The sequence below is a fragment of the Streptomyces canus genome (assembly GCF_030815415.1).
GTDB classification, from domain to species: Bacteria; Actinomycetota; Actinomycetes; order Streptomycetales; family Streptomycetaceae; genus Streptomyces; species Streptomyces canus_F.
Window position 1 is genome coordinate 5,903,185 of record NZ_JAUSWW010000001.1, and the last position, 15,476, is coordinate 5,918,660.

A 15,476-nucleotide genomic window follows, 5' to 3' on the forward strand; every position below is an offset into this window, starting at 1 on the left:
TCTTCGAGATGTGACAGGGAAGATGTGGAGGGGGCGGCTCAGCATCCAGCCCCGCCTGACCCAAGGTCAATCACGAACAGGCAACGCTCAGGTCCTCCACAGATATGGAGAACCGCGAAAGCCGTCAGATGGTCACGAAAGCGGCGGTGAGCAGTGCGATTCCCGCCCCCGCCATGACCCACGCGCCCCGCGTGCGCCCCAGTCCGCCCGCGACGACGACCGACGCCAGCAGCAGCGCACCGCCCAGCGGAACCCAGGCGTAGAGGATCCCGGCCGGCCCGGAGCGGACGACGTCGTCACTGCTGGGCTTCACGACGACGGTGTACGTCTGGCCCTTCCGCACCGCGACCGTCTTCTCGATGACGACCTTCGCGCGCGGCTTGGACCCCTGCGAGATCGGCGTGTACGGCCCGGTGCAGGTGTCGTCCTCGCACCGCGTCACCTCGATCGTGCCGCTCTCCCGGCCCTTGGTCAGCAGCACGTGCTGCGCGGTGCCCCACGACGCCCACACCCCCGCGATCAGGATCAGCGCCGCGACCGTGCCCATCGCCGCGAGCCGTCCGAAGCGGAGGGCGGCGACCGAGGCCGGGCGGGAGGCCTGACGGGACTTGGCGGCTGTGGCAGGCATGGCGGGGATCATTGGCCATGCCTGATCAGCCCGTCAACTCGGCGGGTGACAAGTCAGGAGTTGTACGTGCTTTGCGCCCGCTCCAGCCCCTCGATGACCAGACACTCCACGGCGTCCGCGGCCCGGTCCACGAAGTAGCCGAGCTCCTTGCGCTCGCTCGACGAGAAGTCCTTCAGCACGAAGTCGGCGACCTGCATACGTCCCGGCGGCCGCCCGATCCCGAACCGCACCCGGTGGTACTCCGCGGTGAACGCCTTCGTCATCGACTTCAGACCGTTGTGTCCGTTGTCGCCGCCGCCGAGCTTGATCCGCAGCGTTCCGTAGTCGATGTCCAGCTCGTCATGGATCGCCACGATGTTGGCGACGGGCACCTTGTAGAAGTCCTTGAGCGCGTTCACCGGCCCGCCGGACAGGTTCATGTACGACATCGGCTTGGCCAGGATCACCCGGCGGTTCAGCGGCCCGGGTGGCCCGATCCGCCCCTCCACGACCTGCGCCTGCGCCTTGCCGGCCCGCTTGAACCTCCCCCCGATCCGCTCGGCCAGCAGATCGGCCACCATGAAACCGACGTTGTGCCGGTTGGCCGCGTACTCCGGCCCGGGGTTGCCGAGGCCGACGATCAGCCAGGGCCCGTTGGCATCGGTCGTCACGTCCATGTCTCCTTCACGGTCCCTCGATACGCGCCGACCGCCGCCCCCGAGGGGAGCGGCGGCCGGCAGTCGCTAGTGCGGGGAGGATCAGGCCTCGGTGGCCTCGGCCTCGGCATCCGCCGGGGCCTCCTCGGCCTGGGCGGCCAGGATCTGGAGAACGACCGCGTCCTCGTCGGTCGCCAGCGTGGTGCCCTCGGGCAGCGGGATGTCCTTGGCGAGGATGGAGTCGCCGGCCGCCAGGCCCGCGATGGAGACGGTGACCGACTCCGGGATGTGCGTGGCCTCGGCCTCGACGTTCAGCGTGCTGAGCACGTGCTCGAGCAGGAAGGCGCCCGGCGCCAGCTCGCCCTCGGTGTGCACGTAGACCTCGACGTTGACCTTCTCGCCGCGGTTCACGAGAAGCAGGTCGACGTGCTCCAGGAAGCCCTTGATGGCGTCGCGCTGGACGGCCTTCGGGATCGCCAGCTGGCTCTTGCCCTCGATGTCCAGGGTGAGCAGGACGTTCGGGGTACGCAGTGCGAGGTTCAGCTCGTGGCCCGGCAGGGTGATGTGGACGGGGTCGGCACCGTGACCGTAGACAACGGCGGGAACCTTGCTGTCACGGCGGATACGGCGGGCCGCACCCTTGCCGAACTCGGTACGGGTCTCGGCGGTGAGCTTGACGTCAGCCATGGTCGCTCCTCGTAGAACAGTTGGGGAAGGTGGTCACCCGGCCAAACCATCGGCCTGCTACGAAGAGCGCGTCGATAACGGAGCGTCACACCCGCGTGAATGGGTACGGCCTCCCTCGCCGAGCAACTTGCGCAGTCTACTCGGCAGGGGAGGCCGTAGAAAAATCGATCATGCAGAAGCGTTCTTCCGCAGGGGCAGGGCCTAGTGCTCGTCGAAGAGGCTCGTCACCGAACCGTCCTCGAACACCTCACGCACCGCGCTCGCGATCGTCGGCGCGATGGAGAGGACCGTGATCTTGTCCAGGTCCACGCCCAGCTCACCCGGCGTCGGCAGCGTGTCGGTGAACACGAACTCGCTCACCCGGGAGTTCTTGAGCCGGTCGGCCGCCGGACCGGAGAGCACACCGTGCGTGGCGGTGACGATGACGTCCTCGGCGCCGTGCGCGAAGAGGGCGTCGGCGGCCGCGCAGATGGTGCCACCGGTGTCGATCATGTCGTCGACGAGGACGCACACACGACCCTTGACCTCACCCACGACCTCGTGGACGGTCACCTGGTTCGCCACGTCCTTGTCGCGCCGCTTGTGCACGATGGCCAGGGGCGCGCCGAGGCGGTCGCACCAGCGGTCGGCGACCCGCACCCGGCCCGCGTCCGGGGAGACGACCGTCAGCTTGGACCTGTCGACCTTCCTGCCCACGTAGTCCGCGAGCAGCGGAAGGGCGAAGAGATGGTCGACCGGGCCGTCGAAGAAGCCCTGGATCTGGTCGGTGTGCAGATCGACGGTGAGGATGCGGTGGGCACCGGCCGTCTTCATCAGGTCCGCGATCAGACGCGCCGAGATCGGTTCACGCCCACGGTGCTTCTTGTCCTGCCGCGCGTAACCGTAGAACGGCACGATGACGGTGATGGAGCGGGCCGACGCGCGCTTCAGCGCGTCGATCATGATCAGCTGCTCCATGATCCACTGGTTGATCGGAGCCGTGTGGCTCTGGATCACGAAGCAGTCCGCGCCGCGCGCCGACTCCTCGTAGCGGACGTAGATCTCGCCGTTGGCGAAGTCGAAGGCCTTGGTCGGGACAACCCCGACGCCCAGCTGCTCGGCAACCTCCTTGGCAAGCTCGGGGTGGGCGCGGCCGGAGAAGAACATCATCTTCTTCTCGCCGGTCGTCTTGATCCCGGTCACAGCTGTCTCCTCAGAGGTGTCTCAACTGGGTGTGCATTTATCACGGTACGCCGTCCCGGACGCACGCGTTTCCGGTCAGTCTTCGCTCTCGACCTGGCGAGACGCCGCCTCGGCCGCCTTCGCAGGCGCGCTGCCCGGACGCTTGCGAGCCACCCAACCCTCGATATTCCGCTGCTGACCACGGGCCACAGCGAGCGAACCGGGCGGCACGTCCTTCGTGATCACGGACCCGGCGGCGGTGTACGCACCGTCCCCGACCGTGACAGGAGCCACAAACATATTGTCCGAACCGGTGCGGCAGTGCGAGCCGACGGTGGTGTGGTGCTTGTCCTGTCCGTCGTAGTTCACGAAGACGCTCGCGGCACCGATGTTGGTGTACTCGCCGATCGTGGCGTCACCGACATAGGAGAGGTGCGGAACCTTGGTGCCCTCGCCGATCGAGGCGTTCTTGGTCTCGACGTACGTCCCGATCTTGCCCTTGGCGCCGAGGCGGGTACCGGGCCGCAGATAGGCGTACGGGCCCACGGTCGCGTCCGGGCCGACATGGGCGCCGTCGGAGACGGTGTTGTCCACGCGGGCGCCGGCTCCGACCACGGTGTCCCTGAGCCGGCTGTTGGGGCCGACCTCCGCGCCCTCGCCGACGTGGGTGGCGCCGTGCAGCTGGGTGCCGGGGTGGACGAGGGCGTCCTGCTCGAAGGTGACGGTGACGTCGATCCAGGTCGTGGCCGGGTCGATGACGGTGACGCCGGCGAGCATGGCGCGGGTCAGGAGGCGGTCGTTGAGGATGCGACGGGCCTCGCTGAGCTGGACCCGGTTGTTGATCCCGGCGATCTCGCGGTGGTCACCGGCGACGGAGGCGCCGACGCGGTGACCGGCCTCGCGCAGGATCCCGAGGACGTCGGTGAGGTACTCCTCGCCCTGCGAGTTGTCGGTGCGGACCTTGCCGAGAGCGTCGGCGAGGAGCTGCCCGTCGAACGCGAACACCCCGGAGTTGATCTCACGGATGGCGCGCTGCGACTCGGAGGCGTCCTTGTGCTCGACGATCCCGGTGACGGCACCGGAGACACCGTCGCGGACGATACGGCCGTAGCCGGTGGCGTCCGGGACTTCGGCGGTGAGCACGGTGACGGCGTTGCCGTCGGCGGTGTGGGTGGCGGCGAGGGCGCGCAGGGTCTCACCGGTGAGAAGGGGAGTGTCCCCGCACACGACGACGACGGTCCCGTCGACGACACCGCCCAGCTCTTCGAGGGCCATGCGTACGGCGTGCCCGGTGCCGTTCTGCTGCGCCTGGACGGCGGTGCGTACGCCGGGGTCGATGACGCCGAGGTGCTCGGTGACCTTCTCGCGCGCGTGGCCGACGACGACGACGAGATTCTCGGGGTCCAACTCCCGCGCTGCGGCGAGCACATGGCCCACGAGGCTGCGGCCACAGAGCTCGTGCAGGACCTTGGGTGTGGCCGACTTCATACGGGTGCCCTCACCCGCTGCGAGAACGACGACGGCTGCCGGGCGAATGGCGCTCACGGGATGCCCTTCGGCTGTGGAGGGGGTGGGTGACATCCGCAGGATACCGGGGCGTTTCATGGGGGACATGGGAGCGGGCCCTGACTGTGCTGTCGCCGGTCAGGGCCCGATCCGTGCTGGTGCTCCCCCGCCAGGACTCGAACCCGGACAAATGGCACCAAAAGCCACGGTGCTGCCAATTACACCACGGGGGATGGACTCGACGGGACCGGACACCTGGTCAGGTCGCCGAGCGGGCACCCAACACTATGCCGTACCGGGCCCCTTTCATGCGACGGTACAAGTCGTCGTCGCCCGGGTGGAATTCGATCTTCCGGGACGGAACGGTGAGCGATTCGGCAGTTCGAGGGATATCGGGTTGTTTCGCATCCGGCCGGTCACGCAGTGTGGTGTAGGCCAATCCCGGAAACTCACCGGAAAACGCGTGCTGCCCGACCGTAGGCTGGAGACATGACCACGACGGGGGAAGACCATGCCGCGGCCCGGCCAGGGCCCTGGTGGTGGGATCGGTGGCGCAGTGCGGTACTGGACGCGAGCCTGGCTCTCGCGTCCGTCGTCGAGTGCGGGGCGGAGGGGTACCGGTTCGCGGGGGACGCGGGGATCCCCAGCGCAGCGGGGATCGTGTTCGGCGTTCTCGCCGGGTCCGCGCTGCTCGTGCGGCGCAAGTGGCCCATCGCCGTCGTGCTCGTCTCCATCGCCATCACGCCCGCCCAGATGGGCTACCTCATGGCGATCGTCGGCCTCTACACCCTCGCCGCCTCCGAACTGCCCCGCCGGATCATCGGCTCCCTCGCGGGGATGTCGCTGGTCGGCCAGCTGATCGTGATGTTCGTGCGGATACGGCAGGGCACCACGCGCGGCGGCTGGGAGCTCGGGGACTGGTTCGTGCCGTTCGCCGCGATCACCATCGCCGTCGGACTGACCGCGCCTCCGCTGCTCCTCGGGCTGTACGTCGGCGCCCGGCGCCGGCTGATGGAGAGCCTGCGGGAACGGGCCGACAGCCTGGAGCGGGAGCTTCAACTGCTCGCGGAGCGGGCGGAGGAGCGGGCCGAGTGGGCGCGCGGCGAGGAGCGGACCCGGATCGCCCGTGAGATGCACGACGTCGTCGCGCACCGGGTGAGCCTGATGGTCGTCCACGCGGCCGCCTTGCAGGCAGTCGCCCGGAAGGATCCCGAGAAGGCCGTCAAGAACGCCGCCCTCGTGGGGGACATGGGGCGCCAGGCGCTCACCGAACTGCGGGAGATGCTCGGGGTGCTGCGCAGCGGGGAGGGCGTCAGGAGCGTCCGCTCGTCCGACTCCGTGCCGCTCGCCGCCGTCGGTTTCGCCGCCGCGGCTGCCGCCTCGCGGGCCGTCGACGAGTCGGACGGGCCCTGTCTGTCCGAACTGGAGGAGCTGATCGGGCAGTCGGCCGCCACGGGGATGGTCGTGGACCTGACCATCGACGGTGACGCCCGGGACTACGGCGCCGACATCGAGCAGACCGCGTATCGCGTCGTGCAGGAGGCGTTGACCAACGTCCACAAGCACGCGGCGGGCGCCAAGACGCATGTGCGGCTCGCGCACCGGGTGTCCGAGATCGCGATGCAGGTGGAGAACGAGCCGCCGCCGGAGGTCTCGACGGCGTCGGCGCGGCTGCCGTCCGGGGGGAACGGTCTGGTCGGGATGAAGGAGCGGGTCGTCGCGCTGGGCGGGGTGTTCGTCTCCGGGCCGACGGACGCGGGCGGCTTCCGGGTGTCGGCGGTCATCCCGGCGGCGTGACCCGGCGGTCCTTCCTCGTACCGCTCCGGGCGCTTTCCCGCGTCAGCCCGCCGTGAGCCGTACCGGTTCCATGCCCGCGACGAGGACGGCCAGGGCCTGGTCGATGTCGGGGCCGAGGTACCAGTCGCCGGTGTGGTCGAGGACATAGGCGCGCCCCTCGGTGTCGAGGGCCAGGAGCGCGGCCGACTCGGTCTCGGCGCCGAGAGGGCAGACCTCGGTGTCGAGGGCGCGGCCGAGGTCGGCGAGGGTGCGGGCCATGTGGAGGCCGTGCAGGGGGTCGAGATGCAGGCTCACCGGGGCGATCTGGCGGCCGGGTCCGGTGGGTGCGATGTGGAGGCCGCCGAATTCGGCCCAGACCTCGACGGCGGCGGGGAAGACGGCGTGGCGGTGGCCCGCGGGGGAGACGTGTTCGCGCAGGGCGTCGGCCCAGATCTCGGCCTGCTTGATGTCCCAGCGCCCGGGCTGCCAGCCGGCGGCGCGCAGGGCGGCGTCGACGGGGACCGGGAAGCGGGATGGGGGTCCCCCCGGTCGAGCGGAGCCGAGACTGGGGGAGGAGGTGCGGTCGGGGTGCATCTGCCCTTCGATCGTCGAGTTCGCTGACGTGGTGCCCGGCTTGCCGGCCGTCCTGCCTGTCGTGCGTGGGGATCAGTCGTCGGCTGCCGCCGGGTCGACGACGCGTACGCCGAAGTGGGCGCTGAGGGCCGTGCAGGCGCGGCAGGGGGCGGCGAAGCTGCCGTGGAGGGGGTCGCCGTCCTCGCGGATGCGGCGGGCGGTGAGTTTGGCCTGCTTGAGGGCCTTGCGGGCCTCGCCGTTGGTCATGGGTCTGCGCGCGGCGCGTCTGCTGCGGGCCTCGTCGGCGGCGGCGAGATGGCGCGAGATGAGGATCGTCTCGGCGCAGCGGCCGGTGAAGCGGTCGCGCTGGGCGGAGGTGAGGGTGTCGAGGAAGTCCTGTACGAGCGGGTGCAGGGGCGGGCCCTGGTCGCCGCGGGCGGCGGTGCCGGTGAGCGTGGCGCCGCGGACGGACAGGGCGGCGGCGACGGTCGGGAGTATGCCGTCGCGGCGGTGCCGGAGAGTGGGCGCCTGCGGTGTGTCGGTGCTGCTCCAGCCGATCCGGGGATCGCCGGACATACCGTCCCGCGGGTCGTGGGACGTGGCTGGTCGCGGCCCTGTGTGCGGTCCCGTCTGCGTCGTGTTCATGATCGTCATCCCCTCCCGAGCATCCCCCGGACGACACAGAGTGCCAAATGCCGTGGCTGGTGCGGAAGCTGGGGCGGCGCGACACGCCCGGGTTTGGGCGGGCTGTCACGACGGGGTGACGGCTGGTCACGGAACCGGAGGGCCGCTGACCGGCGCCCGGTGACCGGTGTCGTCGTACCGCATAGGCTGTCGGCACCCGCATGTGTGCGGTCAACGCGTTGGAGAAGTCGAATACGGGCTGGGGCGGGCCGGAGCCGGTCGTGCCGTAGGCCGTACAGAGTGCCGCAGGGGGCAACCGCCATGACGACAGGTCGGCTCGGGCAGCAAGCCGCGCCGCCGAACGCGGCCTACGCCGGGCAGGTCGTGCATTTCCCGGATCCGGTCCGGGCCTCCCGTCACCCCAGAGGGGTGCGGGTGGACGAGCACGGCTACCCCGACTTCTCCGCGTATGCGCGTGCGGCCACGGAGATCGCCGATCCGCCGGAGGGTTTCGGCGTCGACGAGCTCCGGCTGACGGACTATGTGTCGGCGAACGCGGCCCTCGCGGCGACCGGTCATGAGCTGTGGGACACGGTTCCCGCGGTGGCGACCCCGCACGGCTGGACGTGGCACCACGTGGTGGGTTCACGGCGGCTCGAACTGGTGCCCGTAGAGGTGAAGGCGCTGCTGCGGCATCACGGCGGTATCGCGACGGCGGCGGTCGACCACGGCAAGCGGGGGACGCGCCCGCTGCAGGAGACGCGGCCCGCGCACTTCGGTCTGCCGAAGTCGGGTGCGGCGGTGTCGGAGTCGCAGGTGCTGGGGGTCGAGGAGGAGCTCGGGTACCGGCTGCCGGGTGCGTACCGGTCGTTCCTGAAGGCGGCGGGCGGCTGTGCCCCCGTGGGCGCGGCCCTGGACCCGGAGCTGGGCCTCCTGGTCGACCAGCCGTTCTTCACGGTGCGCGACGAGGCCGCCGTCAACGACCTCGTCTACGTCAACAAGTGCCTCCGGGACCATCTGACCAAGGACTACCTCGGCGTCGGCTTCGTCCAGGGCGGACTGCTGGCCGTGAAGGTCAAGGGCGAGCGGATCGGATCGGTGTGGTTCTGCGCCTACGACGACGCGCGGGACGTGGATCCCTCCGTTCCGCCCGCCGACCGCGTGGAACGGCTGCTGCTGCCGTGCGGCGAGGACTTCGACGCCTTCCTGTCCCGACTGGCGGGCAATCCGCCCGAGTTGGAGACGGTGGCGAACCTGATGGTGGACGGCGGGTTCGCGCGGTCCGTGCCGGTTTCCGGGGCTGGGGAGTGAACTGACCGATGGTGACCTTCGCACAGGCGCAGGAGCGCGCCGAAGAGTGGATCAACGGGGATGTGCCCGCGTACCAGCACCGCGAGGTGCGGGTGCGGGAGTTCGAGCTCGGCTTCGTCGTGTGGGCGGAGGACCGCGCGGACGGGCCGCGCTCGGACGGTGGTGCGCAGCGGCTGGTGATCGCCCGGGACAGCGGTGAGGCCACGCTGTGGCCCTCGCTGCCGGTGGGTGAGGTGATCCGCCGGTACGAGGAGGAGTACGGACGTGCCGACGACGACGCCGCTGCCGCGCCGGCGCCCGCGGCCCGGGTCGATCTGAATCAGACGTCCTTCTTGTTGACGCCGCCGGAGTGGTTGCAGGAGGCGGCGGATCAGCTGGGGATTCCGGATCGGCGCAGTGGGTCCGGTGCCGGGGCCGGTGCCGGGTCCGGGCCCGGGGCCAGGCCCCTTCCTGAGACGCAGGGCGGGGTGCCGGCCGGGGCGGCTTCCTCGGCGGGTGTGCCTGCCGGTGCCACGCCGTGGGCCGGTACGGACACCAACGCGGATGCGGGGGACGACCGTTCCGTGCCGCTGCCCGCGACCGTGTTCGCGCCGCCGCTGAGCGGTACCGACGACGACACTCCGCCGCCCGCGACGCCGCCGGACGCCAAGACGGCGCTCATGTCGGGCGGCAGCGGGCTTCCGTCGACGGCGCTCGCACCGGCGCTCGACGATCCGCATGCGCCGCGTGCCGGCGGGGGCGCGCCTGCGCCTGGGACGGGTGGGTCGGCTCACGGCTATCCGGGTGCGCCGGGTACGCCTCCGCCGGGTGTGCCGCAGGGCAGTACGCCGCCGCCGGTGCCGGGGCCCCCTTCTTATGGGTATCCGCAGGGGCCCGGGGGTGCGCCGGGTGCGCCTCAGCCTCCTGTGGGGCCGGGTGCGCCGGAGCGGTCGCTCGCGGCGAACGCCGGGGACATCGCGGATGCCGCCACGAGCAAGGCGTCGCCTCCGCCGCGCCGGGGTGGTGGCTCGACCACGCCGCCTCCGCCGGGCAGCCCCGGGGCGCCGGGCGCGCGACCGGGTGCCACGCCTCCGCCCGCGCCGGGTGCGCCGGCCGGCGGGTATGTGCCGACGCAGCTCGTCTCCGCGCTGGGGCCCAACGGGCTCGAGGGCGGGCCTGCCGGGCCGGGGGCACCGCAGCCTCCGGGCGCACCGGGTGCCCCGGGCGCGCCCGTTCCGCCGGGTGCGCCCAATCCGCCCGGCGGTACGCCTCCGGGCGCTATGCACCATGCCGCCACGATGCTTGCCGACCCGGGGCGCATGGGCCCGGGCGGGGGCGCGCCGCAGCCTCCGGGCGCCCCTGGCGTACCGGGTGCGCCTGGCACGCCGATGCCGCCTGGCCCCCCGGGCGTACCTGGAGCACCGCACGCCCCCGGCGCACCTCAGCCTCCCGGCGCCCCGGGTATGCCCGGTGCGCCCGGTGCGCAGGGCTCTTCAGGGGGCCCGCGCGGTGCTGTTCACCACGCCGAGACGATGCTGGCCGCGCCCCCCGTGGGCGCCCCCGGCGCGCCTCCGCCGCCGCACGCCCCCGGCGCACCCGGTGTTCCGGGCATGGCTCCGGGCGCCCCCCAGCCGATGCCGCCCGGAGGGATGCCTCCCGGTGCCGTGCCGCCGCCCGGACAGCCCGGGCCCGGTCAGCCGCCGGCGTACGGCTACCCGCAGCAGGGGCAGCCGACCGTCGGTCCCGGGTATCAGGCCGTGCTGCGCTACCGCGCGCAGGACGGGTCGGAGCAGCAGCTGATCCGGCGTTCGGCGCCGGGTACGCCGCACCCGGAGTGGCAGATCTTCCATGAGCTCCGGGGGATGAACATCCCGCCGGACCAGGTGCTGGAGCTGCACACGGAGCTGGAGTCGTGCGCGCTGCCGGGCGCCTACTGCGCGCGGATGATCCGGGAGCAGTGGCCGCAGGCGAGGATCGCGAGCATCGCGCCGTACGGCACGGATCACGCGAGCCGGCAGCAGGGGATGCAGCAACTGCTGGCGCACCAGGGTGAGTTGCACCAGGTGGCGGACGGTCCGGCGCGTCCGGCGCCCGTCCGCGCCCCGCTTCCCCCGGTGCAGCCGGCGCCGCCGATCCCGCCGGAGAGCATCGCGCAGGAGATGGCGGGGGCGTTCGGGCCGGGAGTGTTCCGGTTCGAGCAGGCCGCGGTCTCCCGGCAGGGCGTGCCGCCGGTGGTGGCGCACTCCCTGGTGGCCGCGGGGCTGCCGATGGACATGGGCCCGTTCTTCTGGGCGCAGGCCCAGCCGGGGCGGCCGGTGCCCACGCTCGCCGAACTGGCGCAGGAGCGGGGGGTGCAGCCGGCGGCGGACGCGGGGTCGTACCTCGTCATGGGCAGTGACTTCGGCAAGGCGATCTGTGTGCAGTACGGGACGGCGAACATCGTCGCCGTGCCGGTGGAGGCCGGGCCCGGCGGTGCGCCGGTGCCGCCGCAGTTCGTGAACACGGGACTGCCGGAGTTCCAGCGGTGCCTGGCGCTGCTCGGGCGGATGTGGCGGCTCAGGTTCGGGCTGAACCAGGAGCAGGCGGGCCGTTGGACCGTCGACTTCCAGGCCCAGCTGGCCTCGCTCGACCCGGCGGCGCTCGGTTCGCCGGAGAGCTGGTGGTCGGTGCTGCTGGAGCAGATGTGGGACGGCCTGCTGTGAGGCGGCGCCTTCACTGAGACCGATCCGACACGGTCTGACACCGTCTGAAGGAGCCGGGCCCGGTCATCGCGACCGGGTCCGGCTTTCTGCTGTCTCCGCAGGGCGCCGAAGTTCTTCCGCCGCACGGTCACATCCGTCCTCCGCGCTCCGTCAGTGGAGTGACAGCAGCTCACCACTTGCTTCAGGAGGCAGACCATGAAGGCACGCATGACGAACCCGGCGTACGTCCTCCCCAGTGCGATGAACGGCATCGGCACGCTCTTCCAGTCGATCGGCGAGAGCGGCCTGGACCAGGAGCTGTCGGAGCTCGTGGGACTGCGGGTCAGCCAGATCAACGGGTGCAGCGCCTGTGTGCACGCGCATGTGCTGAATCTGCGGAAGGCCGGGACGGGCGAGGAGCGGATCGCGGCGGTCGCGGCGTGGTTCGAGGCGCCGTTCTTCAATGACGCCGAGCGGGCGGCGCTGCGGCTGAGCGAGGCGATGACGAGGCTCTCGGACCGGTCTCACGAGTCCGTGCCGGACGAGCTGTGGGACGAGGTGGCCGACCACTTCGACGAGAAGGAACTGTCCGGCCTGATCCTCTTCGTCTCGCTCATGAACCTGTTCAACCGCGTCAACACGACGATCAAGGAGCCCGCGGGCACCACCTGGGGCTGAGCCTCGTCCGCCCGACCGCAGAGGGGCGGCCGTGACCTCTGTGCGGAGTGTCGCGTTATGCACATTTCTGCCTGATACATCAAGATATGCGCGAAATCGTCATTTCGCACACATCTCGATGGAGAGGGGTCCCAGGATGAGCGGCACATCTGTCCCGTCCCACGGCTTCATGGCCGTACGGCGTGGCTACCGCCCCGAACAGGTCGACGCGTACGCCGCGGCGCTCTCCCAGGACCGTGACATCTCCTGGGAGCGCGCCGCCCGTCTCACCGTGCTCGCCAAGGAGATGGAGGCGGAGCTCGAAGGGTTGCGCGAGAGGGTCGCGCGGCTCGCTCCGCAGACGTACGAGACGCTCGGGGAGCGTGCGCGCCGGCTCTTCCAGCTCGGGCAGGAGGAGGCCGCGGCCGTGGGTGACGCCGCGCGACAGGAGGCGCGGCGCCTCGCGGAGGCGGCGCGGGAACGTGCGAACGGCGTGCGGGACGCGGCACAGGCGCACGCCGACGCCGTACGCGCCGACGCGGAGGAGCGCGCCCGGCAGCGCCTGCTCGTCGCGCGCGCCGAGGCCGACGAGATCCGTATCGCCGCCCGGCGCGAAGTGAAGGAAGGCCGCACGGAGGCGCTCGCCGCGTTGCGCGAGGTACGGCAGCGCACCATCGGGATGCTCGCCGAACAGGACAAGGAGCACGCCGAGCGCTGGGCCGAGGCGGAGCGCGAGGAGGCCGAGCGGGCGGCGGCGCTCGACGCCCGGCACGCCGAACAGGTGGCCCGCGCCGAGGCCGCGCTGTCCGAGGCGAAGCAGGCGTTCGCCGACGCGGAGACCTCCGCCAGGCAGCGCCAGGAGGAGGCACACGTACGTGCCGCCGAGATCCTCGCCGAGGCGCGCGTACGGGAGGACCGGATCGCTCGTGAGACGGAACGTGTGCTGCGTGAGCACGGCGAGCGCTGGGACGACGTACACGCCCACATCGACCTCGTACGCAACAGCCTGACGACACTGACGGGGCGCGCACCGGCAGAGTAGGACGCGCGCACGCCCCCTGGGGCACCCGGCCCGACGGTCACTCCTCCCGTCGTACCGCCCCCGCCAGGATCCACCCCTCCACCGCTTCGTACTGCCGTCGCTGCTCCTCCGCCGTGCGCCGCCCCGACGCCACCGTCCCGAGCCAGCCGAAGGCGAAGCCGGCCGGGATGGAGACGAGGCCGGTGGTGGTGAACGGGAACCAGTTGAAGTCGGCGTCGGGGAACGCGGAGACGGGAGAGCCGGAGACGAGGTTGGTGCCCGGCATCAGCAGCAGCACCGTCAGGGAGCCGCCGATCAGGGTGCAGAGCAGGCCCGTTCGGGTGTAGCGGCGCCAGAACAGGCCGTAGACCAGGGCGGGGGCTATCGCCGAGGCGCCCAGGCAGAAGGACAGGGTCACCAGAGGCTGCAGACTGCGGTGCTGGACCAGCGTGGCCAGCAGGATCGCCGGGATGCCGACGGCCAGTGCCGAGACCCGGGCCAGGGTCATCTCGCGGCGCGTCGAGAGTTCCCGCGCCCGGACCGCGAACACGTCGTGGGCGAGGGAGTTGGCGCAGGCGAGGATCATGCCGGCGACGGAGGCGAGCAGGGTGAGGAAGAGCGCCGTGGTGACCGTCGTGAACAGCAGGGTCTCCGCCGTCGAGACGTCCGCGCCGAACACCGCCCGGGAACCCAGCAGATACGCCGTGTTGCCCTGCGGGTCCGCCTCCGCGATCGCCGCGCGCCCGATCAGGGCGGTGGCCCCGAACCCCACGATCGTGATGACGAGCACGAACAGCACCACCGCCGACACCGCCCAGGACATCGAGCGGCGTACCTGGCGGGCGCTGGAGGCGGTGTACATACGCATGGTGACGTGCGGGAGGCAGGCACCGCCGACGACCACCGTCAGCTGCGAAGTGATCATGTCCAGCCGGGGGTTGGACCCGCCCGCGAACTGCAGCCCCGACTCCAGGAAGGCCGGTCCCACCCCGCTCTGCGCGGCGGCGGCGTCGAACAGCGTGCCGGGGTTCCAGTCGAACCGCCGCAGCATCAGGACGGCGACCACGGCGCCCGAACCGAGCAGCATCACGATCTTCAGGATCTGGATGAGAGCGGTGCCCTTCATCCCGCCGATGGCCGCGTAACTGATCATCAGCACGCCGAGCCCGATGATGCAGCCCGTCTGCAGCCCCTCGCCGGAGAAGCCGAGGATGAAGGACAGCAACTGCCCCGTCCCCGCGAGCTGGACCAGCATGAGCGGCAGCAGCGCCGCTAGCGTCACCGCGCAGGCCGCGATCCGCACGGAACGCCCCGGCATGCGCCGTGCCAGCGCGTCGCCCATGGTGAACCGGCCCGCGTTGCGCAGGGGTTCGGCCAGCAGGAACATCAGCAGCATGAGCGACAGCGCGGTGCTGAGGGCGAGGACGATCCCGTCGTAGCCGCACAACGCGATCACCCCGCCCGTGCCGAGCACGGTCGCGGCGGAGATGTAGTCGCCCGCGATGGCGAGGCCGTTGCGCAGGGAGCCCAGGGATCCGTAGCCGGTGTAGAACTCGTCCAGGTCGTCCCTGTCGGGCCCGGTCATCACACACAGCAGCAGCGTGATCGTGGCGACGGCCGAGAACGCCACCAGGGACATCGCCTGCGCCGAGTCGCTGAAGCCCGTCTGTCCCGTCATCGCGTCGCTCCCCGCTTGGCGTCCAGCTCGGACTGCTTGCGGATGCGGTCGGCGAGCGGGTCGACGCGAACCCGGGCCGTGCGCTCGTACAGGACGATCGCCAGCCAGGTGACCGGGAGTTGGAACAGGGCCAGCAGCAGACCGGTCGGGGGTGCGTCGCCGATGCGCCCGGTCATGAAGGACGGGGCGAACGCGGACAGGATGAGGAAGAGGGTGAAGTAGCCGAGTGCGGTGAGGGTCGCGACGCGGCGTTGCCAGCGGTAGGCGCTGCGCAGGATCCGCAGATCGCTGTGGTGCCCGAGCGCCTCGTGGCGGGGACGGTGTCCGGGGGCTCGGCCGGGAGCGTGTTCGGGGGCGAAGGGCGGCTGCCAGGGGTAGGTGGGCGGTGGGGCCGGGTCGTAAGACATCCCGGTGGCTCCTTGCGTGGCTCGGGGCCCGGTGCGGACCGCAGGGAGTTGGGAGGTGGGGTGAGCGGAGCCACGCACGCTACTCGTTGGTAGTCGGATGCGGGAGATGGTTCACCAAACTGATTGGTCGGTACGCGCTTACTTCTCTGACC

At 71.3% G+C, this 15,476-nt stretch carries 14 protein-coding genes and 1 tRNA gene; 5 read left to right on the forward strand and 10 right to left on the reverse strand.

Going from position 1 to position 15,476, the window contains the following annotated elements:
• Positions 1–124 precede the first annotated feature (124 nt).
• The 6 genes from QF037_RS27455 to QF037_RS27480 form a co-directional block, all read right to left on the reverse strand.
• Positions 125–640, reverse strand: coding sequence for a hypothetical protein (locus tag QF037_RS27455; protein ID WP_307029631.1), 516 nt, complete (start codon positions 638–640; stop codon positions 125–127).
• Positions 641–681: 41 nt separating this feature from the next.
• The gene (gene pth / locus QF037_RS27460) at positions 682–1,284 is read right to left on the reverse strand and encodes an aminoacyl-tRNA hydrolase (RefSeq protein WP_307029633.1); all 603 of its coding nucleotides are present in this window, start codon (positions 1,282–1,284) and stop codon (positions 682–684) included.
• A gap of 81 nt (positions 1,285–1,365) precedes the next feature.
• Positions 1,366–1,950 (reverse strand): 50S ribosomal protein L25/general stress protein Ctc, encoded by a 585-nt coding sequence (locus tag QF037_RS27465; RefSeq protein ID WP_307029635.1) that lies wholly within the window; start codon positions 1,948–1,950, stop codon positions 1,366–1,368.
• A 201-nt stretch (positions 1,951–2,151) separates the two neighbouring features.
• The gene (locus tag QF037_RS27470; RefSeq protein WP_307029637.1) at positions 2,152–3,132 is read right to left on the reverse strand and encodes a ribose-phosphate diphosphokinase; all 981 of its coding nucleotides are present in this window, start codon (positions 3,130–3,132) and stop codon (positions 2,152–2,154) included.
• Positions 3,133–3,207: 75 nt separating this feature from the next.
• The gene (glmU, locus tag QF037_RS27475) at positions 3,208–4,656 is read right to left on the reverse strand and encodes a bifunctional UDP-N-acetylglucosamine diphosphorylase/glucosamine-1-phosphate N-acetyltransferase GlmU (protein WP_307029639.1); all 1,449 of its coding nucleotides are present in this window, start codon (positions 4,654–4,656) and stop codon (positions 3,208–3,210) included.
• Between the two features lie 122 nt (positions 4,657–4,778).
• Positions 4,779–4,850 (reverse strand) — tRNA-Gln (locus QF037_RS27480).
• 256 nt (positions 4,851–5,106) lie between these two features.
• Between QF037_RS27480 and QF037_RS27485 the strand changes: the two genes are divergently transcribed.
• Complete coding sequence (locus QF037_RS27485; RefSeq protein ID WP_307029641.1) at positions 5,107–6,414, forward strand: sensor histidine kinase; 1,308 nt, start codon at positions 5,107–5,109, stop codon at positions 6,412–6,414.
• A 42-nt stretch (positions 6,415–6,456) separates the two neighbouring features.
• Here QF037_RS27485 and QF037_RS27490 read toward each other — a convergent pair whose 3' ends face one another.
• Together QF037_RS27490 and QF037_RS27495 are read right to left on the reverse strand one after the other, a co-directional pair.
• On the reverse strand, positions 6,457–6,987 hold the full coding sequence (locus QF037_RS27490; RefSeq protein WP_307029643.1) for an SUKH-3 domain-containing protein: 531 nt from the start codon (positions 6,985–6,987) through the stop codon (positions 6,457–6,459).
• A gap of 72 nt (positions 6,988–7,059) precedes the next feature.
• Positions 7,060–7,620: a YwqJ-related putative deaminase gene (locus QF037_RS27495; RefSeq protein ID WP_307029645.1), complete on the reverse strand. Its 561-nt coding sequence runs from the start codon at positions 7,618–7,620 to the stop codon at positions 7,060–7,062.
• 291 nt (positions 7,621–7,911) lie between these two features.
• Here QF037_RS27495 and QF037_RS27500 point away from each other — a divergent pair, with 291 nt between their 5' ends.
• The 4 genes from QF037_RS27500 (at position 7,912) to QF037_RS27515 (ending at position 13,260) form a co-directional block, all read left to right on the forward strand.
• Positions 7,912–8,901 (forward strand): SMI1/KNR4 family protein, encoded by a 990-nt coding sequence (locus QF037_RS27500; RefSeq protein WP_307029647.1) that lies wholly within the window; start codon positions 7,912–7,914, stop codon positions 8,899–8,901.
• A gap of 8 nt (positions 8,902–8,909) precedes the next feature.
• Positions 8,910–11,582, forward strand: a complete 2,673-nt coding sequence (locus QF037_RS27505; RefSeq protein ID WP_307029649.1) for an SUKH-4 family immunity protein — start codon at positions 8,910–8,912, stop codon at positions 11,580–11,582.
• Between the two features lie 195 nt (positions 11,583–11,777).
• Positions 11,778–12,239, forward strand: coding sequence for a carboxymuconolactone decarboxylase family protein (locus tag QF037_RS27510; protein WP_307029652.1), 462 nt, complete (start codon positions 11,778–11,780; stop codon positions 12,237–12,239).
• 136 nt (positions 12,240–12,375) lie between these two features.
• Positions 12,376–13,260, forward strand: a complete 885-nt coding sequence (locus QF037_RS27515) for a cellulose-binding protein (protein WP_307029654.1) — start codon at positions 12,376–12,378, stop codon at positions 13,258–13,260.
• Between the two features lie 37 nt (positions 13,261–13,297).
• On the opposite strand, the gene QF037_RS27520 is transcribed toward QF037_RS27515, so the two are convergent.
• Together QF037_RS27520 and QF037_RS27525 are read right to left on the reverse strand one after the other, a co-directional pair.
• A complete protein-coding gene (locus tag QF037_RS27520) occupies positions 13,298–14,917 on the reverse strand; it encodes a sodium/solute symporter (RefSeq protein ID WP_307029656.1) in 1,620 nt (539 codons plus the stop codon).
• Positions 14,914–15,324 (reverse strand): DUF485 domain-containing protein, encoded by a 411-nt coding sequence (locus QF037_RS27525; protein WP_307029657.1) that lies wholly within the window; start codon positions 15,322–15,324, stop codon positions 14,914–14,916. The genes QF037_RS27520 and QF037_RS27525 overlap by 4 nt, the downstream gene beginning before the upstream one ends.
• Positions 15,325–15,476 lie beyond the last annotated feature (152 nt).